Raw genomic sequence first — 19,636 nt, 5'->3', positions numbered from 1 at the left:
ATATTAATCGGTTAAGTTAAAAACGAGCATTCATTTGCTCAAATAAACGTCGGGAGTGATGTATCATGGCAAGAAACAAACTTTTGGTACCCGGTGCAGGAAATGTATTGGATCAAATGAAACAGGAAATCGCCAATGAGTTTGGAGTTCAGCTTGGTGCTGATACGACCGCACGAGCAAACGGTTCTGTCGGCGGGGAGATGACAAAGCGTCTTGTCGCAATGGCAGAACAGCAGCTTAAAAACCAGCAGAATCAGTAGAGGATGTTTTTGCTGGACTTAACCGGCCCTATCCATGGGCCGGTTATTAAAAAAAATAGTTTCACACAACAGGAGACTGACCGAACGGAGGCATACCCATGACCAACAAAAATGACAACCGCGAAAGAAAAAACAAATATCCTAATAACAAAAAACAGGATACTGAGTTCTCAAGAGAGGCAGATATCAGAAGCGAAGTGACAAAAAAAGATCTGCAAAAATAAACTGGCTCACACAAAAAAGGCACGTCACTTGACTGCCTTTTTTTGTGATTTTAAAATAAACCATATCCTTTACTTTTCCTTTTCTGATTCACACATTTTACTGTTTTGCCTTTTCAAAATTTCATTAATTTCTCCCTTATCACCTTTTGCATTTATGATTTCAAATATCTGATTTAATCCTTCAATGTCTTGTTTATCTTCTTCCTTCACGATTAACCCTCCCTTTATGCTTACCTTGCTATTATCTTGTTTCTGTACGGATTAGAATATGCCTATTGACAGCTCTAAAAACAAAAACAGTTCACCGCAATGGTGAACTGCACCGACTTTGTTAGATAACAAAGAAAATCTTATTATTTAGAGAAAGTCCGGCTATAAAGAGTGACATCCTCTATTTTTGAACGATTAGGTTCATAGCCTATTCCAGGACTTTGAGGTACGAATATAAATCCATCTTCCATAGTGACTTCAGGATCGATGATATCTTCCTTCCAGTAGTGGGAGGATGGGGCTGTATCGCCAGGAAGCGTAAAATTGGACAGTGAAGTAATGGCAATATTGTGCGCACGGCCTATTCCAGCTTCAAGCATTCCGCCACACCACATTGGAATGTTATGATCTTTGCAAAGGTCGTGAATTTTTCTGGACTCTGTCAGTCCGCCAACCCGGCCGATTTTAAGATTTATGATTCTGCAGCTTCCAAGCTCAATCGCTTTTCTGGCATCCTCAAAGGTATGTATACTTTCATCAAGGCAAATTGGCGTTTTCAGATGACTTTGAAGCTTGGCATGGTCGATAATATCATCATGATCTAAAGGCTGTTCAATCATCATTAGATTAAACTCCTCCAGCCTTTGAAGGTGATCAATATCATTAAGTGTATAGGCGCAATTGGCATCAGCCATAAGCTGTATTTCAGGAAATTGGGCACGGATGGATTTTAGAATTTGCACATCCCAGCCCGGCTTGATTTTTACCTTAATTCGCCGGTAGCCTTCATTTACATAACCTTCAATTTGCTTGAGCATCTTTACTTCTGACTCCTGTATGCCCACACTTACGCCAACTTCAATTTTTTCCTTTACTCCGCCTAATGCTTTTGCGAGAGATAACCCCTTCTCCCGCGCATATAGGTCCCAGACAGCACCCTCGAGAGCTGCTTTGGCATTGAAATTCCCCCTGATTGGCCTGAAAGCCTCTGAAACATCATCAGGGTGCCGAATTTCTGATGCAAAAAGGATCGGTATTAAGTGATCACTCATTATATGCCAATTTGTTTTAACTGTTTCTTCATTGTATATTGGCTCTATAATGGAAACCGATTCAGCCCAGCCTGACTCTCCGCTTTTTGATTTTACTTCTACCAGAATAAAGTCCTTATCCACTTCTGTTCCGACACTTGTAGTAAATGGATTCAGCAGCTCCATTTTGACGTGCCTTAAAACGATGCTTTTAATTTTCATCTTCCCATTCTCCTAGCAGTATCCCTTCTCTTTTTCCAAGAGATAAAAGTATTGGTGTTCCGCGGTTACGTCCTTTTTCAGATCCGTTACAATCCAGCCTTTACTAAGATAATGAACGAATACTTCTTTCGTGCTCTTTCTCCATTTCAGAGCCAATTCAAAGTCCTTCTTTTTAATATCCTGAAAATTCCCAGGAACAGGTATAAGAATTTTTTCATTATCATGGGACAACTTTGTATTTTCAGGAACATAAACACCATTCGCCATACCTGTTTCTAAAGCCAGTGGCAGAACATCTTCAGACCATTGACGTTCAGGACATTCCTCTTTAATTCGCCACTCCACTAAAAATCGGTCAGATGGTATGCCTGCATTCATATGGTCTGACATTTCACCATAAGCATTTTCAATATATTGAGTGCACACTGCCCCGAGCTTATGCAGATTGAGATTGGCATTAACCGTTTCCAGAGGGTCATATGTCCACGAAATGAGATCATAGCCTTTCTCAAGCGCTGTCTTTTTTTGCGCATTTTTCAGCTTTTCCCCAATCCCGAATGCCCGGTACTTTGTGTGAATACCAAGACTGTGAGAGCAAAGATATACCTTTGTGCCGTCAAAGCCGGGAAAGCTGTATTGAAAGCCGATCAGTTCATCTTCCAGGAACGCACCTAACACAAACCCGCCATTTTTAACCGTTGCCACTGTATGATTAACCGGCACAGCTTCTTCCACACTCCATATTCGAGTTTCAAGTTCGTATACAGCTTCAAGGTCCTTAACTGTATGAAGGTTTTTAATTTCCAATGATGGTAACGCTTCTTTCTGCATAACCTTCCCCTTTCCTGCATATCCAAAAATACGCCGGCCAATATGCTGCCCTTTTTACGAAATGCTATAAAGTCCCTAAAAAATAATGTGAGCCACAGCTGCTACAATTGGCAGCGTTATAATAGTACGCAGAAGGAAAATAAGAATTAAGTCCTTAATGCTGACAGGCAGATTTGAACCCAATAGCAGACCGCCCATTTCAGACATATATACCAGCTGTGTTACAGAAACACAGGCAATAATAAATCTTGTCATTTCACTTTCAATGCCGCTGCCGATGACAGCTGGAAGGAACATATCTGCAAATCCAACCACCATTGTCTGGGCCGCTTCTGCAGCCTCCGGAATTTGCATTAAAGCCAGGACCGGTTCAAACGGCTTGCCAAGAATGGTAAATGCAGGGGTGAATTCAGCAATTACCAGTGCAACCGTTCCAATCGCCATAACAATTGGAAGAACTCCCATCCACATGTCCAAAACGTTTTCAAAACCTTCTTTTACAACTGCTGCAGCACTATTATTTGTACGCGCCTTCTTAATGGCATTATTGAATCCCCATTTTACAGGTGTAGTATGAGAAGGGATATTCGTTTCCGCCTTGAGCTCTGTCCCTTCATACGCCGTATCGGCTTTCCTTGATAAAGGGGGAATTCGAGGCATTACTATAGCTGCCACCAGACCAGCCAGGATAATCGTTAAATAGTAATGAACGAAATATTGCTCTAAGTTTAAATATTGAATAATTACAATCGTAAAAGTAATGGAAACAACTGAGAAGGTTGTTGCCACCACTGCTGCCTCCCGCTTTGTGTAATATCCTTCTTCATATTGTTTTGTCGTTAACAGGACTCCAATTGTCCCGTCACCTACCCATGATGCCAGACAATCAAGCGAAGATCGCCCCGGCAGCTTAAAAACTGGCCTCATAACTTTAATCAATAATGCACCAAAAAATTCGAGGAGACCGAAATTTAATAGAAGCGGCAGCAATAAACCTGCCAGGAGAAATGTAGTAAATAGTATAGGGATCAAATCATAGATTAAAAGCGCGCCCGTATTCTCTGAATATACCGGTTCCAGACCAAACTCAAATAATGTAATAATAGCAAAAACTGTTCCAAGCAAACGGGCTGCCACCCAAAATTTACTGACATTCAGTAATTTGTTCAAATATGGGCTGTTCAAGATAAATCCCGGTTTAAAAATTACTGCCATCAGTGAGCCAATTACTGAAAGAGCCATTATAATAACAGTAATTGAAGGAATGGAATCTCCCAGTAATCCATTAATTTGATTTGCTAAATAAGCAACCGGGATGGTAATCCCATCATCTCCTTGAATCGGTACCATAAAAAGTAAAACCCCGACCAGTGAAGGAATTAAAAATTTTAAATAGTCCCCGGCTGTGTAGGATGCCCTTTCCTCCTGCTGAACCTTCTTTGAAAGACTGCTCATTCGTTTTTCCCCCTTTTATTTTTCTTGTTTTAACTCCCCTGCTGTCCTGACTTACTCAAAAAACAGCTCTTGTTCAGCATACAAAACTTCCAGTTCCTGCTGTCTTTTTGCAATTCTTTCATAATCCCGTTCTTCGATGCCTGCAATCATTACCTCCAGTATACTAATTACGGAAGCTATTGAATGATGTCCAGAATCCATAAGCTCATCCGTTGTAAGTGTAACTGCTGCCATCTGCCCGATTGGCGAAAGCTGGCGGTCTGTTATGGCAACAATCCTGGAACCTTGCCTTTCAGCAATAGAAGCAAGCTTTAACGCTTCTTTCCGGTATCGAGGAAAAGAAAAAATGACAACGGCCGATTGCTCTGTTAAATCACACACATCCTCAGGAAGAAAGCCGCCAGGACTTGAGATAAAAACATTTCCCCTTATTTGTTTAAGTGTGTAATAAAACCAGTATGCAGCGGCAAAAGAACTGCCAAAACCCCCAATATAAACCCTGTCTGCCTGTATTAATGCATTAATCGCTTCCCAAACTTCCCTTTCATCAACCTGATCAAGCAATTGCAGAAGTATTTTCCTCTCTTGATCAATGACTCTCCTAAACAGGTTCTCTTTCTCAGCATTTTCTATGACTGAGTCATTTTCAATGTAATCCTGCTGTTTCCCGGCAAGCCACTCTTTTCTGATTCGATCCTGCATTTGGGAATAACCGCTGAACCCAAGTGCATACGCAAGACGAATGACTGTTGTCTCACTGACTCCTGCATTTCTTCCGACTTGAAATGCTGTTAATAAAACTGCTTCATCAGCGTGCTCCAAAATAAATTCAGCAGCTTTCCTCTGTCCTGGGGAGAGTGAGGAATAGCTTTCTTTAATCATCTGGCTCATTGTTTTCTTATCCATGCCGGCTCCTCATGAATAGTGAAGGAAAAACTTCTTATGCAAAGTATAAAGCATGAAATGCTTCCCGAACAAGAAGAATTTCCACTATTCTAAATTATTTTTATCTATATCCATCTAGGAATCTATCTTCTACATGAAGGGAATCCTTCTTTAAGAGAATTTTAAAGGATGAAATACTTCTTTAGCAAGAGAAAAATGTATTTTTAACAAAAATAATTTATTTTTATGCATTTTAACCCTTAAAAACTGCCAGAAGTTTCAGTGATCACCTTATAATTAAAAAACCCACTAAAGAGTGCCTTTAGTGGGTTGAGTGTTATAAAAACATGCTCATATTCATTGTCGTAATAACAGATTGATCTGGAAGAATTGTTCTTGATGCAATTTTCCACTGATTACTTTCTTTTCTTACGATATCATTTCTCTCGCCAAACATCTCTTCTATATCATGGGTTGACCCTCTGCTTCTTTTGAATAAAAAATAACTTCTCACTTTAAATTCATCAGGATCTTTCGTGCTCTCAACCATGATATTTGAGATAAAGTGACGCTGCCTGGTGGCCGGATTCTCAACCCATGCAGACTTTGTATATAGACGATTTACCCGTGTAGTTAACGACTTCTTTGTTTCCTCAAAGAATGAAGCATCTTTGGATACATTATCGGCTCCTACTCCTTCAAGTGTTTCCCTAAGAGGCATTCTATATGTGAGATCGTCAGACAATAGGTCAAGCCACTCTTTATATTTCCCATTATCCAAATAGTAAGCTTCCAGGTTAAGAAGATTAGTTATCTCCATTTGCAAGTGGGCTGTAATTGGAATTGACAAATATGAACTCATTTTACAGCCTCCTTTACAAAGAGGTCTTTTGAAATTAGCTTAAACCAATTCTCATGCATACTTCTCGAAATAGCATCTAAATAAGTGGTTGGATAGGCGATTCCCGGCCCTGGGAAGGATTCATCCGGTTCAACCCTATCAAAACCCATTAAATAATTGCTGACATTATTATAATTCAATTCTTTATCCCTCATCATTAGGCCTTTGCTGACTTCAACAATCCTTGCCCACGTTTCTGTATCATCTTGTTCAAGAGTGCCGGTAGGGCCAAAGGAACCTAAATATCCCCTATAAGCAGCTTCCTTATACTCTTCCGGGGCTGCCTTGTCTATAAGAAACCAGCACCAAACCTCTACCTTTTCAGGTCCTATAGGCCTCCACATCCTAAAATTCAAATAATTATGCAGATGCCCTTCGGTCCCATGAATGGGACTTACAAATGAAAGATTAGGGTAAACTCCTCCAACAAAAACGGTTACTCCAGATAAGATTTCATCCTGTTCCGGTGTCAGATTCTTTTTAAACATCGGCCACATGGAATCAGGAGTGCCTTGATAAGGAACTCTGGCTTTACCTGTTTTAGAAGTGATAACATTTATGCCATGTCCATTTTCGGTAACTATCTGGTGCCCATATCCGGCATATAGGGGATCTTCCGGACTGATTCCAAGCTCGACTGTGGACCTGTGGGTTGTTTGGACATGGTAAGGATCTGCTGCAAAATTTTCTGCCGTTGCCTTCCAATTCGCTTTTGCAACCCAACGCTGCGGAAGACCTCTCACTTCCATTCCACCGTCACTTCTGCCTAGCAATATATCAAAATACCATTTCATATCACCTAAATATTCTTCCAATGGCATAGCTGCAGAGTCCAGGCAACCAAAAATCATTCCCTGATAACTTGCGACTTGAGGAATTTCTCTTAAACCCCACTCTGATTTATCCATTTCTTTTCCATAAACCTTATTGCCTGCTACAATTCCAATTAATTCACCATCTAAGTTATAGCTCCAGCCATGATAAGGGCAAGTGAAGTTTTTTTTATTTCCATGATCAGCCGTGCATAACTGTGTCCCCCGATGGGTGCAGGAGTTTAAATAACCTTTAATGTCACCTTTCCTATTTTTCACAAGCAGGACCGGGTCATTAACCATCCATCTGGTAACATAACTGCCTGAATCTTTAAGCTCTGTTTCATGAGCAAGAAACTGCCAAGTGTGCCCAAAAATCTTATCAATTTCCAGTTCATAAATATCTGGATCTGTAAGCACCCATTGCGGAAACAAGCCCTGCTCCATTTTTTCCTTCAATAACTGAAATGCCTTTTCGTCCAATGTTTTTTTTATCATGTCTCAGGATCCCCTCCGATTATATTAAAATTCATTCATAACCTTTTCTCACCTTACTTAATCATGCTCGGCAAAAATGTTACTATTTCTGGGAAAATAATGAGTATGATAGTTAACACCGCCATCGTACAAATTGCTGGAATTACCCCTCTAAAGATTTTTTCAATCGGAACATCCTTCACTACCCCACTAATAATATAAACACTTAATCCCAGAGGCGGAGTTAATACACCAATATTAATAAGCATGATCATAATGATGCCAAACCATAAGCCATCAAAGCCTAATTGAGTAATAATCGGATATACAATTGGAAGTGTAAGTGTCATTATGGCAATACCTTCAAGAAACATCCCTAATATGAAATAAACAACCAGGATTAAAGCCAATATTACGTACGGAGATACATCAAGCCCTCCTACCAGCGTAGTCAAATACATTGGAATTTGGCTTAAAGCTAAAAACTTCCCAAATAAAGCCGCCCCAATTAAAATCAAAAATAACATAACTGTTAATCTCAAAGTCTCATCCAAAGATGATAGTAAGCCTTTAAATTTCAAACGTTTAGTTAGTAGAGTAAGTACAAATGCTCCAATTGCACCAATACCTCCAGCTTCACTCGGAGTAAATACGCCAAAATATATACCGCCAATGCTTATTGCAAATATTAGCAGAAATGGCCAGATGCCTCTTAAAGAAGAGAATTTTTCTTTCGTGGTAGAAACTACCTGTTTTGTTGGAGCGATTTCAGGATTCAAGCGGACTTGTATATTAATCATCAGCATAAATAAGAGTGTCATTAGGATACCAGGCACAAGACCTCCTATTAATAATGGCCCAATGGGTTCAGAAGTTAGTGCACCGTAAATTATCAGCAGGACACTCGGAGGTATCAGCACTCCCAATGTACCGCCAGCTGCTACTGCTGCAGTAGAAAAGGGTTTTTTATATTGATATTCATTCATTTCAGGAATGCATATTTTTGACAATGTCGCTGTTGTGGCATTAGATGAGCCTGAAATTGCAGAAAAGATGGAAGCTGCACCAACTGTTGCAATTGCTAATCCGCCTCGAAAATGGCCAATCCACTTATCAACAGCAACAAAAAGATCTTTGCCTAAACCTGTATTTGACATAAACATTCCCATTAAAATAAATAGGGGGATAACACTTAAACCATAATTATTGGCAGACCCAAATGCAGAAGAGCCTAATTGGGATAAACCCACACTCCAATCAGACAGCCATGAAACACCTAAAAAACCAACGAGGAATAGTGAAAGACCAACTGATACCCTTAAAAGAATCAGAGTGAGCAACAACAAGATGCCAATAACACCAATTACCTCAGGACTCATTTTTATTCACCGCCTTTATGAATGACTGAAAAGCATCTAATAGAAAAGTCAGGGTAAAAGAAAAAGCACCAATTACTGTCAAACCTATAAAAATATACAGCGGTAATCCTAAATCTCCACTTAACTCATTTCCCTGCCAGGTCCTCTTGGTATACTCGATTAATTGCCAGGTTGTTAGGGACATTAGAGTGAATAGAATAAGAGAAGCCGCTCCACTCAATACGGCCTGAACCTTATTAGGCATTTTACTTGTCAAAAAATCAATCTCAATATGATCTTTGAATATTTGCCCTGAGCCAAGACTAAAGAAAATCATCAAAGCGAGTGCCAGACCGGTTAATTCATATGTTCCTGTTATCGGATTATTGAAAAAGTATCTCCCTATTACATCTGCAGTAGTTAGAAACATTAACAAGAAAAGCAATATGCTGGAGACTTTATGCAGGATATTGTTAATTGCCAGGGTTAGTTTTTCTAGAAAAAGTGTCAATTTTTGAAAAAAGGAAAGCTCGCTGGGAATTACCTTGCCCAACGAGATATTTTTTTGTAATTCTTGTTCCATTTATATCACCTCACAGTGTATTACTACTTGCTCTCTATTAACTTAATCGTTTTATCATAGATTTTTTGGCCATCAACATCTTTTTTCTCCATTTCGGATAACCAATTTTCCGTTACACCTTTTGATGCATCTTTAAATTTCTGTAAGTCTGAATCTGATAAATTAATGAACTCCGTGCCTCCATCTTTTGCTTCTTTCTCTGCCAGTTCTTTTTGTTTATCGAATGCAGCACCGGCTTTTTCTGCCATTGGAACGCCGATTAGTTCATTTATCATTTCTTGATCTTCTTTAGGGATCTTGTCCCAGCTATTCTTATTCATTGCAACATAATAAATGCTCGTATTAAAATCCCCCAGAGTAACATAATCCACTACATCAAATAAGTTAAAGTCTTTGATTGCTGCAACTGGCAGAACGCCACCATCTATCACTCCCTTTTGCATAGCATCATAAATCTCCGGCGCAGGAAGTGAAACAGGAGTTGCTCCCCATGACTCGATCATTTTCCCAGCTTCTACTGATGGTGTTCTTAACTTCAAGCCCTTAGCATCTTCAAAACTTCTTACAGCTTTCCCTTTTGTAATAATTGCATAAGGATCAGCAGCATGTACCCAAAGCAGCTTTACGTCGTCATATTCTTTCTGAATTTCCGGGAAAGTGTCATACAGTTTTTGAGCTACAACACTTAATTCAGCACCGTTGCCCCCAGTAAGAAATGGCAGCTGCAGAACAGAATGAACTGGGAATTTCCCTGCATTGTATCCCTGTAGTCCCCAACCTGCATCCATGATCCCTGTAACTATGTTGTCATAAGTATCTTTAGGGCCTCCCAAGGCTCCGCCAGGGTATATTTTAAATTTCACTCTATTTTCTGTAACCTTTGCAACCTCTTCACTAAAAGGTGCCATAGCTAATTTGTCCTGGACATGATCTGGGGAATTCATATGTCCCATTTTAAATTCGAGCCCTTTCCCATCAGCCTCAGCCTTACCGCCAGAAGTGCTTGAACAAGCAGTGAAAACCATCAGCATCAATATCATCAAAATCGCAAATGAAAACTTTGTAGTTTTTTTCACTTCTTTTCTCCCTTTCTGCCTATTAAATTTTTCATTAAAATACTGGCATTTTTATAAATAAAACGCTTTCATTTTAATCATTAAAAATGTATAAACAGCCAACTATTTTATAGACCTCCTTCCATTTTGAATATATTAAATTTTTTATATTTTCTTATTTTTATGTTATTTCATTGTTTATTCAGCAACAAGGGGTCAGTTGCTCTATGTGCAACATATTAAAAATTTTTTATTTTTTCCATAAAACAAAAAAACTCATAATGAGTGCTAAAGGCGCCTCATTATGAGCTGCAAAGAAATAATTAAACTGACAAACCGGCAGAATTCATATTAAAATTATATCCAGGAATTTCAAATGGAAGACCAACATAATTCTCTGCCAGGCTAGTCGATGCGGCAATGGATGATGTCACATAATCCAGTTCTGCGAGTTGAATTTGATATTCATAGGATGAATGGTTGACATCTCGATGCAGCATGGTTGTCATCCAATAGGAGAATCTTTGTGCCTTCCAGATTCTGCGCAGGCATATTTCAGAATATTGGTCAAGAATCTCTTGTTTGCCTGATTGATAGAACTGCAGCAGGCCATTTGACATGACGTATACATCCGAGATAGCAAGATTTAATCCCTTGGCTCCTGTAGGCGGTACGATATGTGCTGCATCGCCGGCAATAAATAAACGTCCATGCTGCATGGTTTCACAAACAAAACTTCGCATAGACACGATATTTTTTTGTATGATTGGACCTTCCTTCATTTTTAATCCATCTTCACTATCAACCCTGGCATGCAGTTCCGTCCATATCCGGTCGTCTGACCAATTCTTTATATCATCATTTGGATCTACCTGAAGATAATGGCGCTGGACTTCTGGTGAACGTGTACTTATTAGGGCAAATCCTCTTTCATGGTTTGTGTAAATTAGTTCGGGATTTACCGGCGGGGTTTCAGCCAAGATACCAAGCCATCCAAAAGGATATACTTTCTGCTTTTCTGTACGGATGATATTTGGAATGGCCTGGCGGCTGGGCCCATGGAAACCATCACAGCCAGCTATAAAATCGCATACAATTTCATTTCCCATTCCTTCCTTCTTAAAGCGAATCTTAGGCTCTTCTGTTTCAATATCATGTAAACTCACATGATCAGCATTAAAAATAATTTCCCCGCCAGCCTGCACCCTTGCAGCAACTAAATCCTTGATGACCTCGTGCTGCGCATATACAGTAATCTTTTTGCCGCCTGTCAATTCTTCCATGTTGATCCGATGCCTATTTCTATTAAATTGCAGCTCTATGCCCTGATGAATATGCCCCTCTTTCAACATTCTTTCTCCTACTCCGGATGCATTCAGCAAATCCACTGTCCCCTGTTCCAGCACTCCTGCACGGATGGTGCCTTCAATTTCTTCCCGCGACCTTTTCTCAACAACAATAGTTTCAATTCCCTGCAGATGCAGTAAATGAGACAACATTAGTCCTGCAGGTCCAGCTCCAATAATTCCTACTTGTGTACGCAAACTACCAATCTCCTTTTTTGCTTTTTATATGTTAACGCTTTCAACACCATGTTATAATATGAATATTCTGAATAGAAGAAACTTTTTCTTCTATATGGAACAAGTATGAATTTTTTGGAGTGGTTTGTTTGGCTACCAGTAAATCGTTATTACAATCAGTCCAAAACGGACTTTCCATTATCAAATTGTTTACAAAAGATAAGCCTCTATGGGGGATAACAGAAATCTCACGCGAGCTAAATGTACCCAAAAGTTCTGTTAGCCGCTTAGTTGCAGATTTGACAGAGGAAGGTTATTTGGAAAAATACGGAAAACAATACCGCCTTGGATTAACCCTTTTATGTTTAGCTGGCGTCCTGACTACTCATTTGGAAATACATCGGGAAGCGGCAGAGCCATTAAACTCACTGGTAAATAGAATAGGAGAAACAGCTCACATCTCCGTATTGGAAGGTGACAGAATCATATATTTACTAAAAACTGAATGTAAACACCCAGTCAGGCTCCTTTCATACATAGGCAAAGACAATCCTGCCGTATGCACGAGTTCTGGACTGGTGTTGTTAGCTCACCAGCCTATGGAGAAAACGATAGAGGTGATTGGCAATGGGCTTCCGAAGATGGGACCGAACAGTTTTACTAACCAGGAAGAACTTTTACAAGAGATTCATTACATAAAAGAAAAAGGGTTTGCAATTTGTATAGATGTACTTCATACAGATGCAGTCAGTATTGCTGCACCTGTCAAAGATTATACCGGTAAGGTCATTGCTGCAGTTAGTGCAGCCGGCCCAAGACAAAGAATTTCGGAAAGCAAAATGATGGAAATCGTATCGGAAATCACCAAAACAGCAGAGGCTATTTCAAAAAGATTAGGGTATCTTGAATCAGTTTTTATTGATATTTAAAGTAAGGGGGAGATTAAATGGAGAATTTGCCAGCTGGGAGAGTTTCCTCACTAAGGAATGCATTAAGACTATTAAATCTCTTCACAATGGAGGAGCCAGAACTAAGTTTAAGCGAACTTAGCGAAAAGTTAGGCGTTGGAAACAGCACCATTTATCGATTGACATTTACACTAATGCAAGAAGGCTTCCTTGCGAGAGATCCTGTATCTAAAAACTTCCGGCTCGGATCCTCTATTTTAGCAAAAGGAACGACAATTCTGTCCCAATATGATATCTGTAAATGTTCACCTGACATTCTGAAGAGATTAGTTCAAGAGACAGGTGAAACCGCACATTTGTCTACCTTGACAGATAATAGAGTCATCTACTTACAAAAAATGGATGCTGTAAACTATGTACACCTCCTTTCACATGCTGGCAAGCGAAACTACATCCACTGTACAAGTTCAGGACAAGCAATACTAGCTTTCCAGCCTGAGGAAGTGATTAAGGGAGTAATTGAAAAAGGACTGCCAAAGTTAACTGATTACACGGTTACTAATCCACAAAAACTAAAATTCCTACTTTCTCTGATTAAAAAAAACGGCTATGCTTTTAGCAGGGAAGAAATGCATAAGGGTGTATCATCTATTGCCTCTCCTGTGTTTTCTCAACCAGGAATGGCCTCCTATTCAATAAGCATTGCAGGTCCCTCCTCGAGAATCAATCATCAAAGTGCCCCTGAGCTGGCGAAGATAGTAAAGAGGGCTGCAAATGAACTTTCTGAAAAAATAATAAATCGCAACTTATGTATTTGACTAAAATATAAATGCGCCCGTCCCTTTGGGGACAGGCGCATTAATTATGTGATCATTGATTTTTCAAACGGACAGCTTCATCATAGATCTCCTTGCCAGGAAGCCCTTTGGCTTTCATTTCATCAATCCACTTACTATAAACAGGCTGCAGGGCTTTTTCCCATTCTGCTTTTTCATCATCAGATAGCTCATAAACTTCTATTCCGGCTTCCTCCGCTTGCTTCCAGCCCAGATCACCGTCTTCATCATACACAGCACCAGCTTTCATAGCCACTGATTCCCCCATTAGATTCTCTATAGCTTTTTGATCCTCAGGGGATATGTTTTCCCAGGTTTTGGAGTTCATAACCATGAATAAGCTGCTCGTATAGAAATCCCCTTTGGTTATATACTTTGTGACATCAGACAATTGGAAGTTTGTTATCACCGATGCAGGAGCTAAAGCTCCGTCAACGACTCCTTTCTGCATGGCTTCATATACACCATCCATAGGAATGGATACAGGGGTAGCTCCAAACGTCTCAAGAATAGCTGTTCCAGCAGGAGAAGGGGTTCGAATCTTCAATCCATTTAAATCTTCCATTTTCTTTATAGGTTTTTTCGTAGTGAAAATTTGGGCTGCATCATTCTTAAATAACCAGGCGACTTTAGTCTCTGCATGTTCTTCAGCTATTTCAGGGAATTTTTCATACAATGACCAGAAAATACGGGTACCGTCTTCCGCATTTTCCCCCATAAACGGCAGTTCTGTGACACCTGTTAAAGGGAACTTCCCAGGAGTATTGGCATGCAGTGCCATTGACATAGCTGCCGTACCTGTAACCGCCAAGTCATATTGTTCATTTGCTTTTCCCAGGGCACTCCCGGAATAAATAGTCCCTTTGACTCTTCCTTCAGTTGCTTTTTCAACCTCTCTCAAAAAAGGCTCAATAACATCCGAATGCTGCGGATGCTGGCCTGGCATAAAGCTGGACACAGCCAGATCAACAGTTTTTTCACCTTTCGCTGCGGTATTATTGGAAGAGCCGCTACATGCTGTTAAAGCAAAAGCCATTAAACTTGCAACTCCCAAAATGCCAATACGTCTAATAAATTGCTGATTCTTTCCCACTGCGTTACACCCCTTTTTCTTTTGGCAGTTTAAGATTTTCTGATTTTTTTAGAATGATGTTAAGCAATTCTCGATTTGTGCTTCATTGGAATGAGCCTATTCACCATTTTCTTTGAAATTTTAGCCTTGCGGCAGCCTGACATCCACTACCGCTGACTTGCCTTCATGTTTGACGGCATGAATAGCTTTTAACAGGGTATCTTTTAGTTCTTTTGGCTTTTCAACAATAAAGGCGAATGTCCCGCCAGCAGATTTAGCGATATCAGCGTACCTCGCCGCTGGATTGAATTTAACAAAAAATTCATCTGTTTGTTGAGCGATTCCATTTGGATGCACTCCTAATGTAGAAAGTTTTGGTGCTGTCCAGCCCTCATTGTTGTAAATAATCGTTAAGAAAGGAGTTTCATATTTTCCTGACATCCAGTGCAAAGGAGTTGGATTACTGAACATAAAACTTCCATCACCTGTCAATGCAACAACAAGCTTATCTGGTGCGGCCAGCTTTGCACCAAATGCAGCTCCCCCGCTCCAGCCTAAGGAGCTTGCTCCTGGGCTAAAGTAAGTACCCGGCTTATTCCTTGGCAGATGTCTTGTAACTGTTGAGAAATTTGTTATGGCCTCACTAATGACTATGTCTTCATCATTGAGAACCTCCCTTAAACAGCCTGTCAGCATTTGTGGTGTAATGGCTGATTCCTCGCCGGGATACTCCATTGCCTCCCATTCAAGTCTTTGTGCTTTGTGAATCCTTGAAATGGCTGTATATCTATTTGAAACGGACGATTCATCTATTAATCTCTGATGCTTATTAATGTAGGAATTAATTTGTGAGAGGGCAATGAAGGAATCTGCTTTAAAGAATCCTTCCGCCGGGATATACCAAAGCGGGATTTTTTCCTTTAAAGGGTCTATGTCAATGATTATAATTTCGGAATTCTCAGAGGGTTTATTTTTATATGGAATCCATGGAACATCGCTGTCTACTACAAGAATAAAGTCGGCGTCTTCCAAATGTTTATTCTGATGTGGTTCATTCCATGTATAACCTATATGCATCGGATGATCAGATGGGAAATTCATATAGCTGGGCACTGATTCAAGTACAGGTATTGCCAGTCTTTCAGATAACTTAATTAACTGTTGTACACTTCTCTGGTTCCTCCCTGCGTATGAAGTAACAATTAAAGGTTTTGCTGCTTTCAGCAATCGGCCTGCTATTTCCTGTATTCTATCATCTGGTATGGCAGAAGGAGATATGCACCCCCATCTATTATGATCAATTTCATAAGGGTCAATTTCTTCTTCCATTACTTCACGCGCAGCCATTAAGTATGCAGGCCCTTTAGGATCACTCTTAGCAATTTGAATTGACCGAGTTACCACTTGTTTGATATTTTTGCCAGTTCGTATTTCATTGTCGTATTTCGCATATCCTCTTACGATTCCCCTTTGATCAAACGAATCCTGCAGCCAATGAATATACTCATTTCGGCTTCCCTTTAATTCCCCCTCCTGTGTAGCTGGTGATGTTCCAGCAAATATCAGAATTGGGATTCTTGCCTTTGCAGCATTATGTATAGCCCCGCCCAAGTTCTGTGTCCCACAGTCAACATGAACAATAACAGCCTGCGGCTCTCCAGTAAGCATGGCATATCCATGTGCAGCACTCATAGCAACAAATTCGTGAGGACAAGTAATAATTTGAGGTGTATCCTTATCTTCTAATTTAGCTTTGGCAAAGCTTTCAATGATGGCGGGATGGTCACTTCCCAAATTGGCAAAAATATATTTCACCCCATTTTCCTGTAAAGTTTCCAGCATTGCGTCAGCTGTTGTATATATTGTCTTATAGTTTGAAGCTATGCTTGTTTCTTTTTTCACTTCCTGAACACTCACATTCTCTCCTCCTATCGTAATCGTTTTTGCCTAAACCATTTTTAAGCGCTTACATAACTGTTTAATTAAATCCTATCACATGGTAAAATATATGAAAAATATTAATTTTCTAATATTTATATACTTTTTAAGTATACTTAAGACAAGGAGCCGGTTTGTATGGATTTAAGGCAGCTCAAATATTTCATTACAATTGTAGAAGAAGGACAAATTACCCTTGCAGCGAAAAAGTTGAATATGGCGCAGCCTCCCCTGAGCCAGCAGTTAATAAATTTAGAAAAAGAGCTTGGAACAAAATTGCTTATTCGTAATGGAAGAACACTTGAATTAACTGAAGCCGGAGAAATTCTATATAAAAAAGGGAAAAAGCATTTATATAACTTCGATGATATTATCACTGAAGTAAAAGAAGCAGGAGGAGGATTGCGCGGAACTCTCAATATCGGTACAGCTATTTCTTGTATATGCCATCTGCCGGAACGAATACACCACTTTCAAGCATATTATCCTCACATCACTTTTAAAATATGGGAAGGCGATCCATTTCGTTTATCTGATTACATTCTTGACCGGCAAATTGAGCTTGCAATCGTTCGTTCCCCAATCGAAAAGAAAAATTTCTCATATATCTCAATCGAGGAAGAGCCCTTTGTTTGCATACTTCCTAAAGAGTGGGCAGTTGGCAGTAATACGAATTCTGTGACTATGGAAGAACTCTCTGTTTTGCCTTTAGTAGCTTTGCATCGAGTAAACGGAGAAGGTATTTATGAAATGCTTCTTGAAGAATTCACCAAAAGGGGATTAAAGCCAAAAATTGTTGCAGAGTCTCCAAATACCACCATCCTATTATCATTAGTTGAGTCAGGGGCCGGTGCAGTTATTCTTCCCTTATCAGCTTCAGCATCTTACTCCCGAGATAATCTTAAAGTTCTTTCAATTAATGATTGCCGCCTTACCACAGGAACTTATGCTATTTGGCTGAAAAACGGTTATTTATCACAGATCGCCAAACGCTTCCTGGAAACATTCAACAAGAACAGCCATCATATCCTAAATAAATTTTAAAATTGAGCAAAGATTCAAAACCGTAATTAAAGCACAAAGAAGCTGTATAAATCTGCATTTACACAGCTTCTTTATCATTTTATTAGTTTGCATATTCTCGTTCTGTGGTCTCACCATTACATGATACATTTGCTTTTTCAAAGGTAATAAGTGCATTCCAGCTTCCTGAGGATTGTCCATCCGCCAAATAGGATGGGGTACAATTATCTTGCAGCATGCTGAAAAGCATCGCCAAATGGCGTCCACCCGATTCAACTTTCGCCATTCTCGCATATTCAGGAAGCATTTGGTAAGCAGACTTGTAGTCATTATTCATTACAAACTCTACAAACTGCTTATCAAGGGCATGTTCTGCGATAGTCGGCTTGTTATGCCTGCCCCTAACCAGATTATGAGATAAGGCACCGCTCGAAACAAATACAATCCGCTTTTGGCTTTCACGCAGAACCTTTGCAATTACCTGTCCCCATTGATAGGTTTCCTCAATGCTTGCCGCTAATGTAACTGAAAGGTTAATGACTGGTATATCCTCTTTTGGAACAAGGTATCTCAGAGGTACCACACTCCCATAATCCCATACATAATATGGATCATTTACGCCCTGCACTTGCAGGCCGGCAGCTTTTCCAGCACTCACCAATTCATTCGCCAGCATTTCATCTCCTGGATAGGAGTAGGGAACATCTTTAATTAAGTCAGGTGCTTCTATTGCTGTTAAGATCCCTTTATGTATTGGTGTACCATCAACATAGTGAAAAAATGTCGACGGCCAGTGACATGAAACAAGCACAATCGCATCCGGTTTAATTTGTTCAATATCCTTGGCCAATTCCTTCATTGCAGTTACCATTGGCTGCTGGAAGTCAGGAACCTGGTCTTCATGGCAAATACTTGGAACATGGGGTACGAGCATACATAGCTCAATCGTCATTCATCTGATCCTCCTTTAAAAAGTTTTTTCACGCTAAAAGATAACTAAACGATTAGCTTTCATTTTTCTGACATTGGCTTCCCCGCTTTTCCCCAGTGCGTTTTAGGGATTTCTGTCACAATCACTCTTACTGTTTCTTTAGGGGCATCTAATGTTTCTGAAACCGCATTTGTAATATTCTGAATTACTTCAGCAACCTTTTCCTTCGGTCTGCCTTCAATGATTTGAACATTGATAATTGGCATTTTCTTTTCATCTTCTTTCTATATTAAATGTTAGACGGATTCCTCACTCTTTTACTGTGAATGTCACTTCGCCAAGACCATCAAATTTGCCGCTGACAAAATCGCCTGCTGCAAGCATACTTGCCCCAGTAAGTGCCCCAGTGAGAATCACATCACCTTTTCGCACTTTTTCGCCTTTTCTTGAAAGCATATTTGCAAGCATGGCAATTGAATTAGCAGGATGACCTAAAACTGCTGCACCTGCTCCCAAATCTTTCATTTCTCCGTTGATTGATAGTGTGGCGCCTACTAAATCAAGATCCAGTTGATCAGGTTTCTTTAATGATGTACCAAATACGACACGTGATGTTGAAGCATTATCAGCAATTACATCCGGAAGGGTAAAATTAAAGTTCTCATAACGGCTATCAATAATTTCCAGAGCCGGCAGCACATATTCTGTCTTTGCAAGCACTTGGGCACCTGTTACACCCGGCCCTTCGATATCTTCACCGATCACAAACGCGATTTCAGCCTCTACTTTAGGATGTATCAACTCATGGAAAGACAATTCCCCGCCATTTTCAATGAGCATATAATCAAATACATATCCATATATCGGCTCATCCACATTCATTTGTTTCATCTTCGCCTGACTGGTTAAGCCCATCTTAGGGCCTATAATCTTCTTCCCCTCTGACATCTTGATATTTACCAGCTCTTGTTGGACCAGATAACCTTCCTCAACTGTTAGATTAGGGTTGATTTCTGAGGTAATCTTAATTACTTCACGCTTTTCAACTTCAGCTGCTACTAAATATTGAGCAATTTCCTTATATTCTTGATTAGGCATTTA

21 protein-coding genes are annotated in these 19,636 nt (G+C 39.9%); 5 read left to right on the top strand and 16 right to left on the bottom strand.

What is annotated here, in order from left to right:
- Positions 1–65: 65 nt before the first annotated feature.
- Both JI665_RS01815 and JI665_RS28845 read left to right on the top strand, forming a co-directional pair.
- Positions 66–260 (top strand): alpha/beta-type small acid-soluble spore protein, encoded by a 195-nt coding sequence (locus JI665_RS01815; protein ID WP_009331132.1) that lies wholly within the window; start codon positions 66–68, stop codon positions 258–260.
- A gap of 98 nt (positions 261–358) precedes the next feature.
- Positions 359–484 carry a hypothetical protein gene (locus JI665_RS28845; RefSeq protein WP_280516052.1) on the top strand — a complete coding sequence of 42 codons (126 nt, stop codon included), beginning with the start codon at positions 359–361 and terminating at the stop codon, positions 482–484.
- 69 nt (positions 485–553) lie between these two features.
- Here JI665_RS28845 and JI665_RS01810 read toward each other — a convergent pair whose 3' ends face one another.
- The 11 genes from JI665_RS01810 to pobA form a co-directional block, all read right to left on the bottom strand.
- Positions 554–694 carry a hypothetical protein gene (locus JI665_RS01810; RefSeq protein WP_206835525.1) on the bottom strand — a complete coding sequence of 47 codons (141 nt, stop codon included), beginning with the start codon at positions 692–694 and terminating at the stop codon, positions 554–556.
- A gap of 143 nt (positions 695–837) precedes the next feature.
- Positions 838–1,947, bottom strand: coding sequence for an o-succinylbenzoate synthase (gene menC / locus JI665_RS01805; protein ID WP_206835523.1), 1,110 nt, complete (start codon positions 1,945–1,947; stop codon positions 838–840).
- A 12-nt stretch (positions 1,948–1,959) separates the two neighbouring features.
- Positions 1,960–2,778 carry a GNAT family N-acetyltransferase gene (locus tag JI665_RS01800; protein WP_206835520.1) on the bottom strand — a complete coding sequence of 273 codons (819 nt, stop codon included), beginning with the start codon at positions 2,776–2,778 and terminating at the stop codon, positions 1,960–1,962.
- Between the two features lie 75 nt (positions 2,779–2,853).
- The gene (locus JI665_RS01795; RefSeq protein WP_206835518.1) at positions 2,854–4,233 is read right to left on the bottom strand and encodes a YjiH family protein; all 1,380 of its coding nucleotides are present in this window, start codon (positions 4,231–4,233) and stop codon (positions 2,854–2,856) included.
- Between the two features lie 51 nt (positions 4,234–4,284).
- Positions 4,285–5,139 carry a MurR/RpiR family transcriptional regulator gene (locus tag JI665_RS01790; protein ID WP_206835514.1) on the bottom strand — a complete coding sequence of 285 codons (855 nt, stop codon included), beginning with the start codon at positions 5,137–5,139 and terminating at the stop codon, positions 4,285–4,287.
- Positions 5,140–5,455: 316 nt separating this feature from the next.
- Complete coding sequence (locus tag JI665_RS01785) at positions 5,456–5,980, bottom strand: 3-phenylpropionate/cinnamic acid dioxygenase subunit beta (protein ID WP_206835511.1); 525 nt, start codon at positions 5,978–5,980, stop codon at positions 5,456–5,458.
- Positions 5,977–7,329 carry an aromatic ring-hydroxylating oxygenase subunit alpha gene (locus JI665_RS01780; protein ID WP_206835508.1) on the bottom strand — a complete coding sequence of 451 codons (1,353 nt, stop codon included), beginning with the start codon at positions 7,327–7,329 and terminating at the stop codon, positions 5,977–5,979. The genes JI665_RS01785 and JI665_RS01780 overlap by 4 nt, the downstream gene beginning before the upstream one ends.
- A 53-nt stretch (positions 7,330–7,382) precedes the next feature.
- Positions 7,383–8,687, bottom strand: a complete 1,305-nt coding sequence (locus tag JI665_RS01775) for a TRAP transporter large permease (RefSeq protein ID WP_206835506.1) — start codon at positions 8,685–8,687, stop codon at positions 7,383–7,385.
- Positions 8,677–9,249: a TRAP transporter small permease gene (locus JI665_RS01770; RefSeq protein ID WP_206835504.1), complete on the bottom strand. Its 573-nt coding sequence runs from the start codon at positions 9,247–9,249 to the stop codon at positions 8,677–8,679. The genes JI665_RS01775 and JI665_RS01770 overlap by 11 nt, the downstream gene beginning before the upstream one ends.
- A gap of 23 nt (positions 9,250–9,272) precedes the next feature.
- The gene (locus JI665_RS01765; protein ID WP_206835501.1) at positions 9,273–10,325 is read right to left on the bottom strand and encodes a TRAP transporter substrate-binding protein; all 1,053 of its coding nucleotides are present in this window, start codon (positions 10,323–10,325) and stop codon (positions 9,273–9,275) included.
- Between the two features lie 302 nt (positions 10,326–10,627).
- Complete coding sequence (gene pobA / locus JI665_RS01760) at positions 10,628–11,848, bottom strand: 4-hydroxybenzoate 3-monooxygenase (RefSeq protein WP_206835498.1); 1,221 nt, start codon at positions 11,846–11,848, stop codon at positions 10,628–10,630.
- A 119-nt stretch (positions 11,849–11,967) separates the two neighbouring features.
- Here pobA and JI665_RS01755 point away from each other — a divergent pair, with 119 nt between their 5' ends.
- Both JI665_RS01755 and JI665_RS01750 read left to right on the top strand, forming a co-directional pair.
- Entirely contained in the window at positions 11,968–12,756 is a 789-nt protein-coding gene (locus JI665_RS01755; protein ID WP_370222273.1) for an IclR family transcriptional regulator, read from the top strand.
- 17 nt (positions 12,757–12,773) lie between these two features.
- Positions 12,774–13,553 (top strand): IclR family transcriptional regulator, encoded by a 780-nt coding sequence (locus JI665_RS01750; RefSeq protein ID WP_206835489.1) that lies wholly within the window; start codon positions 12,774–12,776, stop codon positions 13,551–13,553.
- Between the two features lie 52 nt (positions 13,554–13,605).
- On the opposite strand, the gene JI665_RS01745 is transcribed toward JI665_RS01750, so the two are convergent.
- Both JI665_RS01745 and JI665_RS01740 read right to left on the bottom strand, forming a co-directional pair.
- Entirely contained in the window at positions 13,606–14,664 is a 1,059-nt protein-coding gene (locus JI665_RS01745; protein WP_206835486.1) for a TRAP transporter substrate-binding protein, read from the bottom strand.
- Positions 14,665–14,784: 120 nt separating this feature from the next.
- Positions 14,785–16,560: a thiamine pyrophosphate-requiring protein gene (locus JI665_RS01740; RefSeq protein WP_312886123.1), complete on the bottom strand. Its 1,776-nt coding sequence runs from the start codon at positions 16,558–16,560 to the stop codon at positions 14,785–14,787.
- A 159-nt stretch (positions 16,561–16,719) separates the two neighbouring features.
- Here JI665_RS01740 and JI665_RS01735 point away from each other — a divergent pair, with 159 nt between their 5' ends.
- Positions 16,720–17,625, top strand: a complete 906-nt coding sequence (locus tag JI665_RS01735) for a LysR family transcriptional regulator (protein ID WP_206835483.1) — start codon at positions 16,720–16,722, stop codon at positions 17,623–17,625.
- A gap of 82 nt (positions 17,626–17,707) precedes the next feature.
- Here the strand turns inward: JI665_RS01735 and JI665_RS01730 are convergent, their stop codons facing one another.
- The 3 genes from JI665_RS01730 to JI665_RS01720 are packed head-to-tail and all read right to left on the bottom strand — an operon-like array spanning position 17,708 to position 19,633.
- On the bottom strand, positions 17,708–18,556 hold the full coding sequence (locus JI665_RS01730) for an extradiol ring-cleavage dioxygenase (RefSeq protein WP_206835481.1): 849 nt from the start codon (positions 18,554–18,556) through the stop codon (positions 17,708–17,710).
- 59 nt (positions 18,557–18,615) lie between these two features.
- Positions 18,616–18,801 (bottom strand): 4-oxalocrotonate tautomerase, encoded by a 186-nt coding sequence (locus JI665_RS01725; RefSeq protein ID WP_206835479.1) that lies wholly within the window; start codon positions 18,799–18,801, stop codon positions 18,616–18,618.
- Between the two features lie 43 nt (positions 18,802–18,844).
- Positions 18,845–19,633: a 2-keto-4-pentenoate hydratase gene (locus tag JI665_RS01720; RefSeq protein ID WP_206835475.1), complete on the bottom strand. Its 789-nt coding sequence runs from the start codon at positions 19,631–19,633 to the stop codon at positions 18,845–18,847.
- Positions 19,634–19,636: the final 3 nt, after the last annotated feature.

It is taken from the genome of Bacillus sp. NTK034 (assembly GCF_017303275.1).
Taxonomy (GTDB): Bacteria; Bacillota; Bacilli; order Bacillales; family Cytobacillaceae; genus Cytobacillus.
The sequence above is the reverse complement of the archived record's forward strand: the minus strand, read 5'-3'. Positions and strand labels throughout refer to the sequence as shown.